The organism is Actinoallomurus liliacearum, assembly GCF_039542035.1.
GTDB classification, from domain to species: domain Bacteria; phylum Actinomycetota; class Actinomycetes; order Streptosporangiales; family Streptosporangiaceae; genus Actinoallomurus; species Actinoallomurus liliacearum.
In genome coordinates, this window is sequence record NZ_BAABHJ010000002.1 from 246,925 (window position 1) to 261,428 (window position 14,504).

The following is a 14,504-nucleotide window of genomic DNA, read 5'->3' on the forward strand; positions in this document are numbered from 1 at the left end:
TACGCCGGGAATGATCTCTTCCAGGCGGCTCGATGGCCTCGATAGCGTTGCTGCATGCGAGTCGGTGTGAATGTTCCCAATTACGGGCCGGGAACCAGGCCGGAGCTGCTGCGCCGCTGGGCGCGGACGGCCGAGGCCCTCGGGTATGACCTGTTGATGCTGTCGGACCACGTCGCGGTGACGCCGGACGTGGCCGCGCAGTATCCGGCGCCGTTCTACGAGCCGTTCACCGCGCTCTCCTGGCTGGCGGGCGTCACCGAGCGGATCCGGCTCGGCACCTCGGTCGTCATCGTGCCCTACCGGCATCCCCTTCTGCTCGCCCGGATGGCGGCCAACCTCAACGAGCTCAGCGGGGGCCGGCTGGTCCTCGGCGTGGGCGTCGGCTGGGCGCGCCAGGAGTTCGAGGCTCTCGGGGTGCCGTTCGAACGGCGTGGGGCGCTGACCGACGAGCACCTGCGGACCGTCCGCGCCGCGTGGGCGGACGAGAAGGACTACCGGAGCGGTTCGATCCCGATCTGGGTGGGCGGCAACAGCGACGTGGGCATTCGCCGGGCGGTGCGCCTGGGCGACGCGTGGCATCCGCTGCGCGACCTGACCCTCTCCGGGCTGCGGGACGCGGTGGGCCGGATGACCGCTCTCGCCGAGGAGCTCGGGCGCCCGGTGCCCGCCCTGACGCCGCGCATCCTCCTGCGACTGACCGGCTCTCCCCTCCTCGGCGACGACCGCCGGCTGGGCGAGGGCTCGATCGAGCAGGTCGTCGGCGACCTCGAACAGCTGCGCCTGCTCGGCGCCGACACCGTCGTCCTCGATCCGTTCATCGGCGATCCGGCCGAGACGCTGCATCCGCAGACGGCCTGGAGCGCGCTGGCGACCGTGGCCGACCATTGGGACCTGGACCCGCGACCATGACGATCGGAGCGACGATGACACCTGAGGAAGAGCGGTACCTGCGCCGGGCCATCGAGCTGGCCGCCGCGGCCGCCGCGGGCGGGGACGCCCCGTACGGCTCCCTGCTGGTCGGCCCGGACGGCGACGTGCTCGCCGAGGAGCACAACACCGTCATCAGCGACCGGGACATCGCCGCCCACCCGGAGCTGAAGCTGGCCCGGTGGGCGGCCCGCGAGCTGGACCCCGCCACCGCGGCGGCGACCACGATGTACACCAGCTGCCAGCCCTGCACGATGTGCTACGGCGGCATTCAGCGCTCCGGGCTGGGCCGTGTCGTGTTCGCGCTGTCCACCGAGCAGTTGGACGCGGTCAAACCGGGCGCCGGCTGGCCGGTCGTGCCCCAGGAGGGGCCCGCGCTGTTCGACGAGGCCCGGATACCGATCGTGGACTTCTACCGCTGAGGCCCGTCCGAGAAGTCGGTGGCCGCGCGCTCACGCCGGGCCATACGATCACGTTCGTGCTGAAGCCCGACTACCCCATCATCACCGAACGACTCCACCTGCGCCCGTACACGTCCGAGGATTTCGACGCCCTCCACGACATCCAGTCCCGGCCGGAGGTCGCCCGCTACCTGTACTGGGGCGCGCGCGACCGCGACGAGGTCCGCCAGGCGCTGGAGACGAAGATCCGGTCCTCGGTGATCGCCGATGAGAACGGGGGCCTTCAGCTCGCGGTCGTGCTGCCGGAGTCCGGCACGCTGATCGGGGACGTCGTGCTGATGTGGACGAGCCGCGAACACCGGCAGGGCGAGATCGGGTACGTGTTCCACCCCGACCACGGCGGCCGCGGCTACGCCACCGAGGCCGCCGAGGTGATGCTCCGCCTGGGGTTCGAGGGGCTCGGCCTGCACCGCCTCGTCGGGCGCCTCGACGGCCGCAACACCGCCTCGGCCCGCGTCCTGGAACGCCTCGGGATGCGTCGCGAGGCGCACCTGGTGCAGAACGAGATCGTCAAGGGCGAGTGGACCGACGAGGTGATCTACGCGATGCTCGAGGACGAGTGGCGGGCCCGCGCGTGAGCACGCGCCTGCGCCGGTACGCCGCCGACAACGCGCGGATCGTCGACGACGGCGAGTACACCACCGCGGACGGCGCCGTCGTCGTCATCGCCCCGGCGCTGGAGGCCGCGATGGCGGGCACGGTCAGCCATCCCCCGGACGGGCCGATCCCGCCGCCCGCGGCCGGGCCGGGGCACCGGACACGCTTCGAGGTGACCGCCGAGGGCAGTCTGCAGGCGGCCCGGCGGCTCAACGCCACCGGCACCGGCCGGATCGCCGTGCTGAACTTCGCCTCGGCCCGCAACCCCGGTGGCGGCTACGTCGGCGGCGCCCGCGCGCAGGAGGAGGACCTGTGCCGCCACTCGCTGCTGTACCCGTGCCTGTTGCGCGCCCGCGACTACTACGAGGCGCACCGCGCCTCCCCCGACCTGCTCTACAGCCACCGCGTCATCTGGTCCCCCGACGTCCCGGTGCACCGGGGCGATGGCGGGGACCTGCTGGCCGAGCCGTACCCGGTGTCGTTCCTGACCTGCCCGGCGCCCAACGCGGGCGAGGCGCTGCGCCGGGACCCGGCCGTGGCGGACCGGATCCCGGGAGTGCTGCGCGACCGGGCGCGCCGGGTGCTGGCGGTGGCCGCCCACCACGGCGCGCGCCGGCTGGTCCTGGGCGCGTGGGGCTGCGGGGTGTTCCGCAACGACCCGCGTCAGGTCGCTGAGGCGTTCCACGCCCACCTGGCCGCGGATGGGGAGTTCCCGGGCGTGTTCGACCACGTGGTCTTCGCGGTGTGGGACCGCAAGCCGGACTCGGTGAACCGCGCCGCGTTCGCCGCCCGCTTCGCCGCCGAGACCGGCACGGGACAGCCGGCCTGAGGCGCCCGCTCACCGCGTCACCAGGGGTAGGTCCCGCCGTTCTCGTTCAGGAACACTCCGCTCGGGACGTCCTCGGTGACCTGGCGGGCGATGTTCGCTCCGCCCTCTTCCGCGCTCAGTTGCCCGCGGTGACCGTTCAGGTCGGTCGCGCAGAAGCCCGGGGACAGGGCGTTGACCGTGATGCCGCTGTCCCGCAGCGCGTTCGCGTAGATCAGCGTCACCGCGTTCAGCGCGGCCTTGGAGGAGTTGTAGGCGAGCAGGTTCGCGTACGGCAGCATCGCCGGCTCCGGGTCGGCGAGGAACGCGACGGTGCCCAGCCCGCTGGAGACGTTGCCGATGTAGGGAGCCGGTGACTTGCGCAGCAGCGGCAGCATCGCGTTCGTGACGGCGACGGCGCCGAACACGTTGGTCTCGTAGACCTCCCGCAGCGCGGCGACGGGCAGCTCGGCCGGCGGGTGCGGCCGGTCGCGGGTGATGCCGGCGTTGTTGATCAGGATGTCCAGCCGGCCGTAGGTCTCGGAGATCAGCCGGGCCGCGGCCGCGATCGTGTCCGGGTCGGTCACGTCGAGGCGCACGAACCGCGCGTCGAGGCCCTTCCCGGCCAGCTCGGTGGCCGCGGCGCCGCCGCGCTCCGGGTCGCGGGCGCCGAGCAGCACGGTGTGGCCGTCCTGGGCGAGTTCCCGCGCCGTGGCGAAGCCGATCCCCTTGTTGGCCCCGGTGATCAGAACGATCTTCTTCTGGTTCGTCATGGCTCTCACCCTGGCCGCCGCGCGCCACGGCCGGGAGAGACCCGCCGAGGCTGGTACCGGCGGTCCCATGGTCCCGGCCGCGCCGGCCCGGCACCCTTGTCCTATGAGCGCAGCGTCTCTGGTCGCTCCTCCGACGAAGGAGGGCGCATGAGTGAACTCGACCGGGCGGAGCTGGCCGCCTTCCTGCGGCGCAGCCGCGCCCGGGTGCGCCCGGCCGACGTCGGGCTGGAGGCGGGTCCGCGTCGGCGCACGCCCGGCCTGCGCCGCCAGGAGGTCGCGCAGCTGGCCGGCATGTCGGTGGACTACTACATCCGCCTGGAGCAGGGCCGGGGTCCCCGCCCGTCCCGGCAGATCCTCGCCGCGATCGGCCGGGCGCTGCGCCTGTCCGACGACGAACGCGACCACCTGTACCACCTGGGCGGGGAGATCCCCGGCCCGCCGGTGGGGCCGGTCCGCGACGTACGGCCCGGCGTGCTGCACCTGCTGGACCGGCTGGACGACACTCCGGCGATGGTCTGCGACGCGACGTACGAGGTCCTGGCGTGGAACCCGATGGCGGCCGCGCTGCTGGGCGACTTCTCCCACCTGCCGCCCGGCGAGCGCAACCTGATCTGGCGGTTCTTCACCGACCCGGCCGCGCGGGCCCGCCACGACGCCGAGGGCGGCGAACGGTTCGCCCGGGAGTCGGTCGCCGACCTGCGGGCCGCCGCGGCCCGCTACCCGCATGACGCGGGCGTCCGCCGCCTGGTCGACCGGCTGCGCGCGGCCAGCCCCGAGTTCGGTGACCTGTGGGCCGAGCACGACGTACAGGTCCGCCGCTCGGCGAGCAAACGGCTGCGCCATCCGCTCGTCGGCTGGCTCGACCTGGACTGCGAGGCGCTGCACGACCCGCACCGCGACCAGTGGACGATCTTCTACACCGCCGCTCCGGGGAGCCCGTCGCACGAGGCCCTCAAGCTGCTGAAGGTCGTCGGCACCCAGGACCTCACCGTGGGCGACCGGTCCTAGAGGAGTGTCCCCTGGCCCGCCTGGTCCGGGGCGGGCAGCGGCCCCATCGGCTCGGCGTCGGCGTGCCGTTCGAAGGCGAGCAGGTGCCGCTTGCGGTGCAGGCCACCGCCGTAGCCGGTGAGGTCGCCGGTGGACCCGACGACGCGGTGGCACGGCACGATGATCCCGATGGGGTTCTTGCCGTTGGCCAGCCCGACGGCGCGGGCGGCGGTGGGCCGGCCGATCCGCTCGGCGAGCTCCCCGTACGAGACGGTCTCCCCGAAGGGGATCTCCAGCAGCGCCGCCCAGACCTGCCGTTGGAACGGCGTGCCGACCGGCGCGAGCGGCAGGTCGAAGGTGGTGCGCCGGCCGGCGAAGTACTCCTCCAGCTGGCCGATCGCCGCGCCGAACGACGCGGGGTCGCGCTCGCCGAAGGTGTGCTCTTCGGGCCGGTACCGCTGCCGGTCCATGTACAGGGCGGTCAGGACGCCGTCGGCCGCGACGAGGGTCAGCGGGCCGACCGGGCTGTCCAGCACCGTGTAGGTGCGGGTGGTCATCGAGGTTCCTCTCAGGTCAGGCGGGCATCCGGTTGATGGCGTGCTCGCCGGTCGCCCACAGGTACTGCACCGCGTACGCGCGCCAGGGCCGCCAGGCCGCGGCGTGCCGGGTGAGGGCGGCCCGGGTCACCGGCAGGCCGAGTGCGCGCGCTGCCGTGCGCACTCCGAGGTCGGTGGGGGTGAACGCGTCCGGGTCGCCGAGCGCGCGCATCGCGATGATCTCGACGGTCCAGGGTCCCAGGCCCGGCAGCGCCGCCAGCAGCTCGCGGGCCCGCCCCCAGTCGCTGCCGGCGCCCAGGTCGATCCCGCCGTCCGCGAGCGCGCCGATCAGCGTGGTCAGCGTCGTACGGCGGGCGCGGGGGAACGCCAGCGTCTCCGGGTCGAGCGTCGCGAGCGCGTCCACGCCGGGGAACAGGTGGGTCAGGCCGCCTTCGGGATCGTCGACGGGCTCGCCGTACGCGGTGACCAGCCGGGCCGCGTGCGTACGGGCCGCCGCCGTCGAGACCTGCTGGCCCAGGACCGCGCGCACCGCAAACTCGGCGGGGTCGACGGTGCGCGGCACGCGTCGGCCGGGGTCCTTGTCCACGTGCGGGGCCAGCGACGGGTCGGTGCGCAGCAGGTCGTCGACGGCGACCGGGTCGGCGTCCAGGTCCAGCAGCCATCGGCAGCGGCTGATCGCGATGGACAGGTCCCGCAGGTCGGCCAGGTGCAGCCGGCAGGCGATGTGGTCGGGGGTGGGCCGCAGCGAGACGACGCCGTGGCCGTGGGGCAGGCGCAGGGTGCGCCGGTACGCGCCGTCGCGCCACTCCTCGACGCCGGGTACGGCCGTCGCCGCCAGGTGCCCGAACAGGTTGTCCGGGCACAGTGGGACGCGGAACGGCAGCCGGACCGACAGTGCCCCGGACGTGGCGGCGGGGTGCCCGCGCGCGACGCGGTCGCGCAGTTCGGTCGGGGACATCGCGAACACCTGCCGTACGGTGTCGTTGAACGCCCGGACGCTGGCGAACCCCGAGGCGAACGCCACGTCGCTCATCGGCAGCGAACTCGTCTCGATCAGCAGGCGGGCGGTCTGGGCGCGCTGCGCGCGGGCGAGCGCGAGCGGGCCGGCGCCGAGTTCGGCGCGCAACTGGCGTTCGATCTGGCGGGTGCTGTAGCCGAGGCGGGCGGCCAGGCCCGGCACGCCCTCCCGGTCGATCACGCCGTCGGCGATCAGACGCATCGCGCGGGCGACCAGGTCCGCGCGTTCGTTCCACTGCGGGGATCCGGGGCTGGCGTCCGGGCGGCACCGCTTGCACGCCCGGAACCCCGCCTGCTGGGCCGCGGCGGCGCTGGGGTAGAACCGCATGTTCTCCGGCTTGGGCGGCACCACCGGGCAGCTGGGCCGGCAGTAGATCCCCGTGGTGAGCACCGCGGTGAAGAACCAGCCGTCGAAGCGGGCGTCCTTGGACTGCACGGCCCGCACACAACGTTCCACGTCCTCATGCATACCGACAAGCATCGCTGGTGGACAGCGCCTCGCGCTCGCGAAATTCCGACATCATCCTGCGGCCGCCGGTCCCGCCCCCGGCGGCCGCAGGACGCCTCAGCGGGCGCGCAGGAGGTGGGCGTTCTTCGACCGGGACGTGCCGTCGTCGCCGAACACCGGCCTCCTTCCGAAGGTCGAGGTGAACCTAACCTTGATCAACGATCTCGGGTAGGGGGCTTGCTCGGACGCAGGCACCCCCGAAGAGCGCCGACTACCATCTGAGGATGCCGACCACGGGGGAACGTCCGCGCCCTGACCTGCCCTGGACCGGGCGGCCCGGCCGCGCCGACCTGATCTGCTGGGCCGGGATCGCGCTGAGCGGTCTGTACGCCCTGGCCCTCATCCCGCTGCGGCCGGTGCTCATCGGCCGCGACCCCGTGCTGCTGGAGTTGCTCACCGGCAGCATGACCTCGATCGTCACCGCCGGGGCGTTCGCACGCGTCGGCGAGGTGTCCCTGGTCCTGGCGGTGGCCGCCGCCGTGCCCGGCATGATCATGTTCGACCCGTTCTTCTGGTGGGCCGGCCGCCTGTGGGGACGCGGCATGCTCACCCTCGTGGCCGGGCGCGGCGGCCGCGGCGGCCGGACGCTCGCCCGAGCCGAGCGCCTCGGTCACCGGCTCGGCTGGGTCGGCGTCGTCATCGCCTACTATCTGCCCGTCCCGGCCGCCCTGCTGTTCGTCATCGCGGGCTGGACCGGGATGCGCCTGGTCACGTTCGTGCTGCTCGACACGGTCGCCGCGCTGCTGTGGATCGGCATGCTCGTCGGCCTGGGCTACTACCTCGGCCAGGACGCCGTCGACGTCGCCAAGACCATCTCCCACTACGGCACCTGGGCCTCGATCGCCCTGGTCGTCGGCGTCATGGTCATCCGCGGCGTCCGCGGCCGCCGCGACGCCGGGGCCGGGCCGGCCGCCGAACCGGCGGACCGCGCGGAGGTCGCCGCGGACCGCTGACGGCTTCGACGCCTCAGCGCGGCGGGGGCGGGGGTGGAAGGGAGTCCAGGCCGGGGGCCGGCTCGGGCCACACCAGCAGCACGCGGCACGGCGCGTGGTCGACGACGAACCGCGTCGGCGGGGCCAGGCTGTGCGGGCCCAGCCGGTCGCGGGTACCGTCACGGGCGCAGATGAGCAGGTCGGCGTCCTCGGCGGCCCGTACGACCTCGTGTTCGAGGCGGCCGTGCCGGGCCTGCCGGGCCGCGTCCCGGCCGAGCCGCGCGGCGGCCGCCTCCAGCAGCTCGGCCGCGGCGGCCTGCGAGAGCTCCTCGAGGCGGACGCCGGGGTCGCGTTCGCGGTGGCCCCGCCCGAGCAGGCCGGTGTAGGCGTGGTGGGCGGCCGCGGTGACCTTCTCGTCCGTCACGTGCAGCAGTGTCAGGTCGGCGTCGGCGGGCGCCAGGTCGCGGGCGGCGTCGACGGCTGCCTCCCAGGTTCCCTCCGCGATCCAGATGGTCACTTTCACGCCGATCAGCCTCCGATCGTCGCCAGCATTCCCCACAGTGCCACGGTCGCGGCCACCAATGTGGCCGGGACGGTCACCAGGCCCAAACGGGTGAACTCCCCCAGCCCCGGTTCGGCGTCGTGTTCGCGCAGGATCCGCCGCCACAGCAACGTGGCCAGCGAGCCCACGTAGGTCAGGTTCGGGCCCAGGTTCACGCCGATCAGCACCGCGAGCACCGGTCCCGGACCCTCGGGGGCCACCAGCGGCAGCATCGCCAGCACGGCCGGCAGGTTGTTGATCAGGTTCGCCAGCAGCGCCGCCAGGGCGGCGACCGCCAGCAGCGCGAGCAGGCCGGACCCGTGCGGCAGCACCCGACCGGCCGCCCGGTCCAGGCCGTTCACCACCACCGCCTTGACGACGACGCCCAGCGCCAGCACGAACAGGCAGAACAGCGGACCGGCCGACGCCACCACCCCGCGTACCGTGGTCCGCCGCTGCCGCAGCGCCCGGGCCGCCAGCACCAGCACGCCGGCCAGCGCGGCCCACGCCGGGTTCACCCCCGCGAACGAGGTCACGACGAACCCCGCCAGCGTCAGGGCCAGCACCACGACCGTGAACACCGGCACCCGCGGCCGCTCGACCGGCCGCTCCCGGCCCGGGGCGACGGCCAGGTCATCGCGGAAGAACCAGCGGAACACCGCGTACTCCACCGCGATGACCATCAGCCACGGCAGCGCCATCAGCCCGGCGAACCGCGCGAACGACAGCCCGCTGGCCGCGAACGCCAGCAGGTTCGTCAGGTTCGACACCGGCAGCAGCAGCGACGCGGAGTTGGCCAGGTGGGTGCAGGCGTACACGTACGGGCGGGGCCGAACCCCGACCCGCGCCGCGGTCACGAAGACCACCGGCGTCAGCAGCACGACCGTGGCGTCCAGGCTCAGCACCGCCGTGACCAGTGACGCGACCGCGAACACCCCGGCCAGCAGCCGCACGGGCCGCCCGTGGCAGGCACGCGCCACCAGGTCGCCGGCGGCCCTGAACAGCCCCTCGTCGTCGCACAGCTGCGCCAGCGCCAGCACGGCCGCCAGGAACCCGACGACGGGGAGCAGCGTGCGGGTCTGCGCCCAGGCCTGGGACGGGGACACCGCGCCGACGGCGGTCAGCAGCCCGGCCGCTGGCACCGCCGCGACGGCCTCCGGCAGCCCACGCGGCCGGGCGACCGCGAAGACCAGCACCGCCAGCAGCAACGCGACCGCCAGCGTCTCGGCGACGACGGTGTGCAGCGCGACCTCCCGATGGCGAACGGTACGGCCGGAACCGTCTCCGCAGAACGCCAGCATCTCACCCCGCGATCAGCGCGACCGGCCCGGTCCCGGTACCGTTTCGCCTCGTGACGACCTACCTGGAGGAGCTGTTCTCCCTCGACGGCCGTGTCGCGCTGGTCACCGGCGGCAGCTCCGGCATCGGCCGCGCCATCGCCACCGCCCTCAGCCGCGCCGGCGCGCGGGTCGTCCTCATCGCCCGCCGCGAGCCCGAGCTGCGTGACACCACCGCCGAGCTGGAGTCCCACGGCCGCCCCGCCGCGTACGTCACGGCCGACCTCGCCGACCGCGCGCAGCTGCACCGGGCGGCCGACAAGGCGGTCGTGCCGTTCGGCGAACCCGACATCCTGGTCAACTGCGCCGGGATCAACCTGCGGCCCCCGATGGACGAGCTCGACGAGCCCACCTGGGACAAGACGATCGCCGTCAACCTGGATGCGCCGTACCTGCTCGGCCAGAGGTTCGGGCCTGGCATGGCCCGCCGCGGCCACGGCCGCATCATCAACGTCGCCTCCCAGCAGTCCTTCCGTGCCTTCGCCAACAGCGGCGCCTACGGCGCGTCGAAGGGCGGGCTGGTCGCCCTGACCCGCTCCCAGGCCGAGGCGTGGTCCCCGCGCGGCGTCTGCGTCAACGCGCTCGTCCCCGGCTTCGTCGTCACGCCACTGGTCACGCACATCCCCGCCGACCGCCAGGACGCCATGGCCGAGCGGACCCTCATCGGCCGCAACGGCCTGCCCGGCGACTTCGCCGGCGCCGCCGTGTTCCTGGCCGGCGCCGCGTCGGCCTACGTCACCGGCCAGGCCCTCTTCGTCGACGGCGGTTTCTCCGCCCACTGACCGGCCGCAGGGGCTGGTTGCGGCCGGCGGCCAAGCCGCCAGGCGTCCTTCGAAGGTGATCTCGAAGGCGTTCAGGGCCGCGTTCCAGCGGGTGAATGACGGTATTACCAGCCGCGAGCGAGGCGAGCATGGCTGAGGCTTGACGGGCCGGTGACGCACGGCCCGCCCAGCCCGGCACACCGTTCATCGGCATCGTGCGCGAGTTCGACGCGGCCCCGGCCCAGGTGTTCCGGGCCTGGACCGACCCCGAGCTCATCCCGCAGTGGCTGGGTCCCTCCGGAACAACGATGACCCTGATCGAGTACAACGCGACCCCGGGCGGTCGCTACACCTACGTCCACCGTAACGAGTCGGGTGAACACGGCTTCCGCGGCGTGTTCCACACCGTCGTGACCAACGAGCGGATCGTGCAGACCTTCCAGTACGACGGCCGGCCGAACGACGTCAGTCTCGAGACGCTGACCTTCGAGGACCTCGGTGGACGCACCCGTGTGCACATCCACGCGGTGTTCCCGTCGGTGGAGACCCGTGACGCGATGATCGAAGACGGCATGGAGCACGGCGTCCGCGACTCGATGTCGCACCTTGACAAGCTGCTGGCCTCGTGACCGGCCGGGTGCCACCGACCGGTAGTCCCTCAGAGCCCGTAAGAGCCTCGACCAACTGACAAGCCGGACCCGAGGCGGGCCCCTGCGCCCTGTGCATCGGGGGGCGCCGGTAGCAATCGCCGAAAATCCAACGGATGGCGGTCTGAGCTGCGGCAATGTTGGTCCCTTGGGGCGAGATGCTGGCAGCGCAGACCGTCCTTCTGCCCTGACCGGGCTGAACGGGCTCGGTCAGTCGTTCGGCGGGATCGCGGCGGTTTTCTCGTCGTGTTCGCGGAGCATGCGCAGGACGGTGGCGGGTGAGGGGTGCTGGCCTTTCTTCTTGCCCTTGGTGATGACGAGCCGGGCGGCGATGTCGCGCAGACTCGATCCTTGGTCGCGCAGGTGGAGGGCCATGCTGAGCATGGCGTCGTCGGTGACGGTGGCGCCGCCGATGGTCTTGCCCGGGTGCGGGCGGATTCGTGGCCTTCGAGGGTGCGGTCGCGGATGTACTCGCGTTCCATCCCCGACAGCGCCGCGAGCACGGTGAACACGATCCCGGACGGGTCGTGGGAGCCCTGGAGTTCGCCGGTGAGGGCTCGGCTGCCTGCTGATCCCACAGGAACTCGACCGTCACCAGGTCCTCCGACACGGATCTTCCTCACCCCCCGTACACGCCTGAGATCCCCGCTCGGCGGTGTTCCTACGAAGAGGAGGCGTCGAGATCCGTGCGGTTTGGTGATGTCGCCTCCGGGGAGCAGCCGATCAGGTCGTGCCCGAAGGAGAGTGCGGTGCGGCCTGATGGGAGGCCTTCGGTGCGATTGAGTCCGCCGTCGATCAGTCGGCGGCCCACATGGCGTGGTACTGCCGGGGGTCTGGTGGGGTGCCCGGGAGCGGGCCGACGTTGTTTGATCTGAGGCCGTCCAGGACGATCGCCAGCAGGCGGGACCTGGTCTCTTCCTCGGCGTGCCGGGACGGTGCGGGGCCTGGTCGGCTGAACCGCCCGATGAGCAGGTGGATATCCATGGCGGTCACGTCAGCGCGAAGGGCTCCCGCGTCGTGGGCTCGCGTGATCAGTTTGTCGGTGAACTGCTGGGCTTGTTCGGCGGCTCGCTGTATCTGCGGTGTGACATCGATGGTTCCCGCCAGGGGGGCCAGAGCGCCGAAGCCGAATCGGGCGCACTCGACGATGTAGTGGGCGAGTCCCTGCCACGGGTCGTCGATCGCCAGGCCGGCGCGGGCCGTCTCGGCGAGGCGCTGCATGGAGTCGGCGCACAGCCGCTGGAGCAGTTCCTCCTTGGTGCGGTATCGGCGGTACAGGCTGCCCATCCCCACCCCGGCCCGCTCGGCGACGGCCGACACCGGCGCGTCGAACCCCTGGGTGATGAAGACCTCGCGGGCCGCCTCGATCAGCGCCTGGTCGTTGCGTGCGGCACGGGCCTGAGGCCCCCGCTTGCGGGGCGTCGTGGCGTCGTACATGCACCGAGAATACCAATTGCGGAGCGGTCCGCTCCGAGTTAGATTACTCGGAGCGGATTGCTCCGAATTCTGGGAGGGGTGGGACGCCCATATCCGTTCCACGCCCTCCCAGTCACCGGCGCGACCGACCTTCGAGCAGCCTCTTCAACAGGCGACTCGCAGCACCGACCCAAGCCCACGCACAGCAGGGAGCCCACGGATGAACGAGCAGGCCGGCACAGAGCGGCTCGCCGCCATCAAGCAGGTGGTGGCCGAGGCCGAGAAGCATCAGAACGACCTCGAACCGTTCCTCGCCTTGCACACACCCGGAACGATCATCGTCAACGTCGCCGGACGGCGAGTTCTGGGCAGGGACGCGCTGCGGCAGGCCATGAAGGCGGCCCTGGCGAGCCCATTGGCGCAGGTGCGCAACAGGCAGGAGATCGTGGACGTCCGCTTCGCCGGCCCCGGGGTCGCGATCGTGAGCTGCCTCAAGCACCTATCCGACGAACGGGATCCGGCGGCGAAGAACCCCAGCGGCGCAAGCGTGCCGCAGTCGGGCAGCCTCACCTACATCCTGGTCGAGGAGCAGGACGGCTGGCGCATCGCTCTCGCACAGACAACACCGATCGCAAGTGCCTGACCCGGCCACCCGCAGGGGCCGCAGCTTTCGGCGAACATAACCGAGGATCCAGCAACCCGCTCTACCCCTCTCAGCACCAACGAACGGACCCGGCTCTGACTGCTCAGCGGGGCGCGTTCGGCCGGCTGTTCCTGCAGACCCTGGCGATGGTCGCCGAGTTCGAAGCGAACCTGGGTCATCTGCGCACTCGCGAGGGCATGGCGTTGACCAAGAAGAACGGCAAGCTCAAGGGCAAGCAGCCCAAGCTGCCTGAGCCGGCGCGGCGTTCCATCCGCCGCCGCTACGCCGCCGGCGAGGTGTCACTGGCGGACCTGGCCACCGAGTACAGCGTCGGCCGCTCCACCATCCACCGCATCATTCACGGCCCGCCGACCGAGCCACGCAAACGATCAATCAGCTACGACACTGGTCCGTGATCCCTTTCTGGCGTATTCCGACCGTCCCCCTACCAACAGGAGCTACGCGAGCGCGGCGAGCCGCACAGCGACCCGTGGACTGGGGTCAACCCGTTCGAGCGTCGTTGAATCGCGCGGCTCCCATCGCCGCCACCAGACGCAGACTGGCGTGCAATTTTCTGAACACCAGGGTCGGCAGAATCACCTCGGCGGCCACCCCTCCTCGACGTAGTCCGGCTGTATCGGCCCTCGGGGAGCAACGGAACAACGACCATTGGCGGCACATGCTGGAGCAAGCGGTTTCGGACGTCCGTCGGCCGGACGGCCGGGGATAAGTCGGGCGCGCGGTGCGCCGGCGCGGTCGGATAACCGGGCCGCGGCACCTGGATCCGGTCGGATCTGTGAAATCGGTGCAGGTCGCAGGCCGGTCCGAGCCGCTTGTGCTCATGCACCACGAGGGTGACCGCGACACGAGAGGACCGCAGTTCGCGGGCCAGACCGACCGCCTTGTCGAGTTCGGGACGGCTGGTCGCGCGGGTGGAGATCTTCTCCGAAAAGACCCGTGTGACGCCCGCGGCCTTGAGCGAGTCGAGCTGGGTGTCCAGGGACTGGCGGACGGTCGAGGCGCGGGCATAGCCGATCCGCACGTGCCCGGCCGGTTCGGCGCCGGCCGCGACCGGACGGGGCAACTCGGGCCATCGCGTTCCCATCGACGCGCTCTTGCTGACCAATCGACCGATTACAGCAGCTACCGCTGACTTCCGTCCCGATGATGACAGACCCCTTCAGTCGTTGAGCGCGGCGAGTGCACGGCGCGTGACATCGGGCGGGGCCGCAGCGATGACTCTGTCGAGTGCACCTAGGGATGTCTGCAGGTCTGCGATCGACCGTGTGATCCGGTCTCGTTCTCGGTGAAGGTCGGCGAGCAGGTCTGAGCAGGTTGGGACCAGACGGTCGCCGTCATCGCGCAGGCAGGGAAGGATCGTGGCGATGGTGGAGGTGTTCAAACCGGCGGCCAGGAGGCTGCGGATACGGCGGACGGTGTCGATGTCCGTGTCGCTGTATTCCCGGTAACCGCTGGGGCGCCGCTCGGGGTGGAGCAGGCCCTGTTCCTCGTAGTAGCGCAGCAGGCGCTCGTGGACGCCGGTCCGTCGTGACAGTTCGCCGATGCGCATGGTCTCTCCCTGGTCTGCCGCGAGG

At 72.2% G+C, this 14,504-nt stretch carries 18 protein-coding genes and 1 pseudogene; 10 read left to right on the forward strand and 9 right to left on the reverse strand.

What is annotated here, in order from left to right; translation table 11 throughout:
- Nucleotides 1-54 precede the first annotated feature (54 nt).
- Genes ABD978_RS03720 through ABD978_RS03735 form a run of 4 tightly spaced genes read left to right on the forward strand, consistent with a single transcriptional unit; the run spans nt 55 to nt 2,814 of the window.
- Nucleotides 55-909, forward strand: coding sequence for an LLM class flavin-dependent oxidoreductase (locus ABD978_RS03720; protein WP_345348253.1), 855 nt, complete (start codon nt 55-57; stop codon nt 907-909).
- Nucleotides 910-923: 14 nt separating this feature from the next.
- Nucleotides 924-1,349: a nucleoside deaminase gene (locus ABD978_RS03725; RefSeq protein ID WP_345348255.1), complete on the forward strand. Its 426-nt coding sequence runs from the start codon at nt 924-926 to the stop codon at nt 1,347-1,349.
- A gap of 56 nt (nt 1,350-1,405) precedes the next feature.
- Entirely contained in the window at nt 1,406-1,966 is a 561-nt protein-coding gene (locus ABD978_RS03730; protein ID WP_345348258.1) for a GNAT family N-acetyltransferase, read from the forward strand.
- Nucleotides 1,963-2,814 (forward strand): TIGR02452 family protein, encoded by an 852-nt coding sequence (locus ABD978_RS03735; RefSeq protein WP_345348261.1) that lies wholly within the window; start codon nt 1,963-1,965, stop codon nt 2,812-2,814. The genes ABD978_RS03730 and ABD978_RS03735 overlap by 4 nt, the downstream gene beginning before the upstream one ends.
- A 17-nt stretch (nt 2,815-2,831) precedes the next feature.
- On the opposite strand, the gene ABD978_RS03740 is transcribed toward ABD978_RS03735, so the two are convergent.
- Nucleotides 2,832-3,563, reverse strand: coding sequence for an SDR family oxidoreductase (locus tag ABD978_RS03740; protein ID WP_345348264.1), 732 nt, complete (start codon nt 3,561-3,563; stop codon nt 2,832-2,834).
- 147 nt (nt 3,564-3,710) lie between these two features.
- Here ABD978_RS03740 and ABD978_RS03745 point away from each other — a divergent pair, with 147 nt between their 5' ends.
- The gene (locus tag ABD978_RS03745; RefSeq protein WP_345348267.1) at nt 3,711-4,571 is read left to right on the forward strand and encodes a helix-turn-helix transcriptional regulator; all 861 of its coding nucleotides are present in this window, start codon (nt 3,711-3,713) and stop codon (nt 4,569-4,571) included.
- On the opposite strand, the gene ABD978_RS03750 is transcribed toward ABD978_RS03745, so the two are convergent.
- Both ABD978_RS03750 and ABD978_RS03755 read right to left on the reverse strand, forming a co-directional pair.
- Entirely contained in the window at nt 4,568-5,107 is a 540-nt protein-coding gene (locus ABD978_RS03750; RefSeq protein ID WP_345348270.1) for a methylated-DNA--[protein]-cysteine S-methyltransferase, read from the reverse strand. The genes ABD978_RS03745 and ABD978_RS03750 overlap by 4 nt on opposite strands.
- Before the next feature lie 16 nt (nt 5,108-5,123).
- Complete coding sequence (locus tag ABD978_RS03755) at nt 5,124-6,593, reverse strand: AlkA N-terminal domain-containing protein (RefSeq protein ID WP_345348273.1); 1,470 nt, start codon at nt 6,591-6,593, stop codon at nt 5,124-5,126.
- Nucleotides 6,594-6,856: 263 nt separating this feature from the next.
- Between ABD978_RS03755 and ABD978_RS03760 the strand changes: the two genes are divergently transcribed.
- The gene (locus ABD978_RS03760; RefSeq protein WP_345348276.1) at nt 6,857-7,585 is read left to right on the forward strand and encodes a DedA family protein; all 729 of its coding nucleotides are present in this window, start codon (nt 6,857-6,859) and stop codon (nt 7,583-7,585) included.
- 13 nt (nt 7,586-7,598) lie between these two features.
- Here ABD978_RS03760 and ABD978_RS03765 read toward each other — a convergent pair whose 3' ends face one another.
- Nucleotides 7,599-8,087 (reverse strand): universal stress protein, encoded by a 489-nt coding sequence (locus ABD978_RS03765; RefSeq protein ID WP_345348279.1) that lies wholly within the window; start codon nt 8,085-8,087, stop codon nt 7,599-7,601.
- Between the two features lie 5 nt (nt 8,088-8,092).
- Entirely contained in the window at nt 8,093-9,406 is a 1,314-nt protein-coding gene (locus ABD978_RS03770) for an SLC13 family permease (RefSeq protein ID WP_345348282.1), read from the reverse strand.
- 50 nt (nt 9,407-9,456) lie between these two features.
- Here ABD978_RS03770 and ABD978_RS03775 point away from each other — a divergent pair, with 50 nt between their 5' ends.
- Both ABD978_RS03775 and ABD978_RS03780 read left to right on the forward strand, forming a co-directional pair.
- Complete coding sequence (locus ABD978_RS03775; protein ID WP_345348285.1) at nt 9,457-10,224, forward strand: SDR family NAD(P)-dependent oxidoreductase; 768 nt, start codon at nt 9,457-9,459, stop codon at nt 10,222-10,224.
- A gap of 194 nt (nt 10,225-10,418) precedes the next feature.
- Nucleotides 10,419-10,832, forward strand: a complete 414-nt coding sequence (locus tag ABD978_RS03780; protein ID WP_345348288.1) for an SRPBCC family protein — start codon at nt 10,419-10,421, stop codon at nt 10,830-10,832.
- Between the two features lie 228 nt (nt 10,833-11,060).
- Here the strand turns inward: ABD978_RS03780 and ABD978_RS03785 are convergent, their stop codons facing one another.
- Together ABD978_RS03785 and ABD978_RS03790 are read right to left on the reverse strand one after the other, a co-directional pair.
- Nucleotides 11,061-11,234 carry a hypothetical protein gene (locus ABD978_RS03785; RefSeq protein WP_345348291.1) on the reverse strand — a complete coding sequence of 58 codons (174 nt, stop codon included), beginning with the start codon at nt 11,232-11,234 and terminating at the stop codon, nt 11,061-11,063.
- A gap of 411 nt (nt 11,235-11,645) precedes the next feature.
- Nucleotides 11,646-12,287: a TetR/AcrR family transcriptional regulator gene (locus ABD978_RS03790; RefSeq protein ID WP_345348294.1), complete on the reverse strand. Its 642-nt coding sequence runs from the start codon at nt 12,285-12,287 to the stop codon at nt 11,646-11,648.
- Nucleotides 12,288-12,486: 199 nt separating this feature from the next.
- Here ABD978_RS03790 and ABD978_RS03795 point away from each other — a divergent pair, with 199 nt between their 5' ends.
- Nucleotides 12,487-12,909, forward strand: coding sequence for a YybH family protein (locus ABD978_RS03795; protein ID WP_345348297.1), 423 nt, complete (start codon nt 12,487-12,489; stop codon nt 12,907-12,909).
- A 95-nt stretch (nt 12,910-13,004) separates the two neighbouring features.
- Nucleotides 13,005-13,325 carry a recombinase family protein gene (locus ABD978_RS03800; protein WP_486303909.1) on the forward strand — a complete coding sequence of 107 codons (321 nt, stop codon included), beginning with the start codon at nt 13,005-13,007 and terminating at the stop codon, nt 13,323-13,325.
- A 419-nt stretch (nt 13,326-13,744) separates the two neighbouring features.
- Here ABD978_RS03800 and ABD978_RS03805 read toward each other — a convergent pair.
- Together ABD978_RS03805 and ABD978_RS03810 are read right to left on the reverse strand one after the other, a co-directional pair.
- A pseudogene (locus ABD978_RS03805) lies at nt 13,745-14,014 on the reverse strand (recombinase family protein); the annotation flags it as partial.
- A gap of 75 nt (nt 14,015-14,089) precedes the next feature.
- Nucleotides 14,090-14,479, reverse strand: coding sequence for a MerR family transcriptional regulator (locus tag ABD978_RS03810; RefSeq protein WP_345348303.1), 390 nt, complete (start codon nt 14,477-14,479; stop codon nt 14,090-14,092).
- Nucleotides 14,480-14,504: the final 25 nt, after the last annotated feature.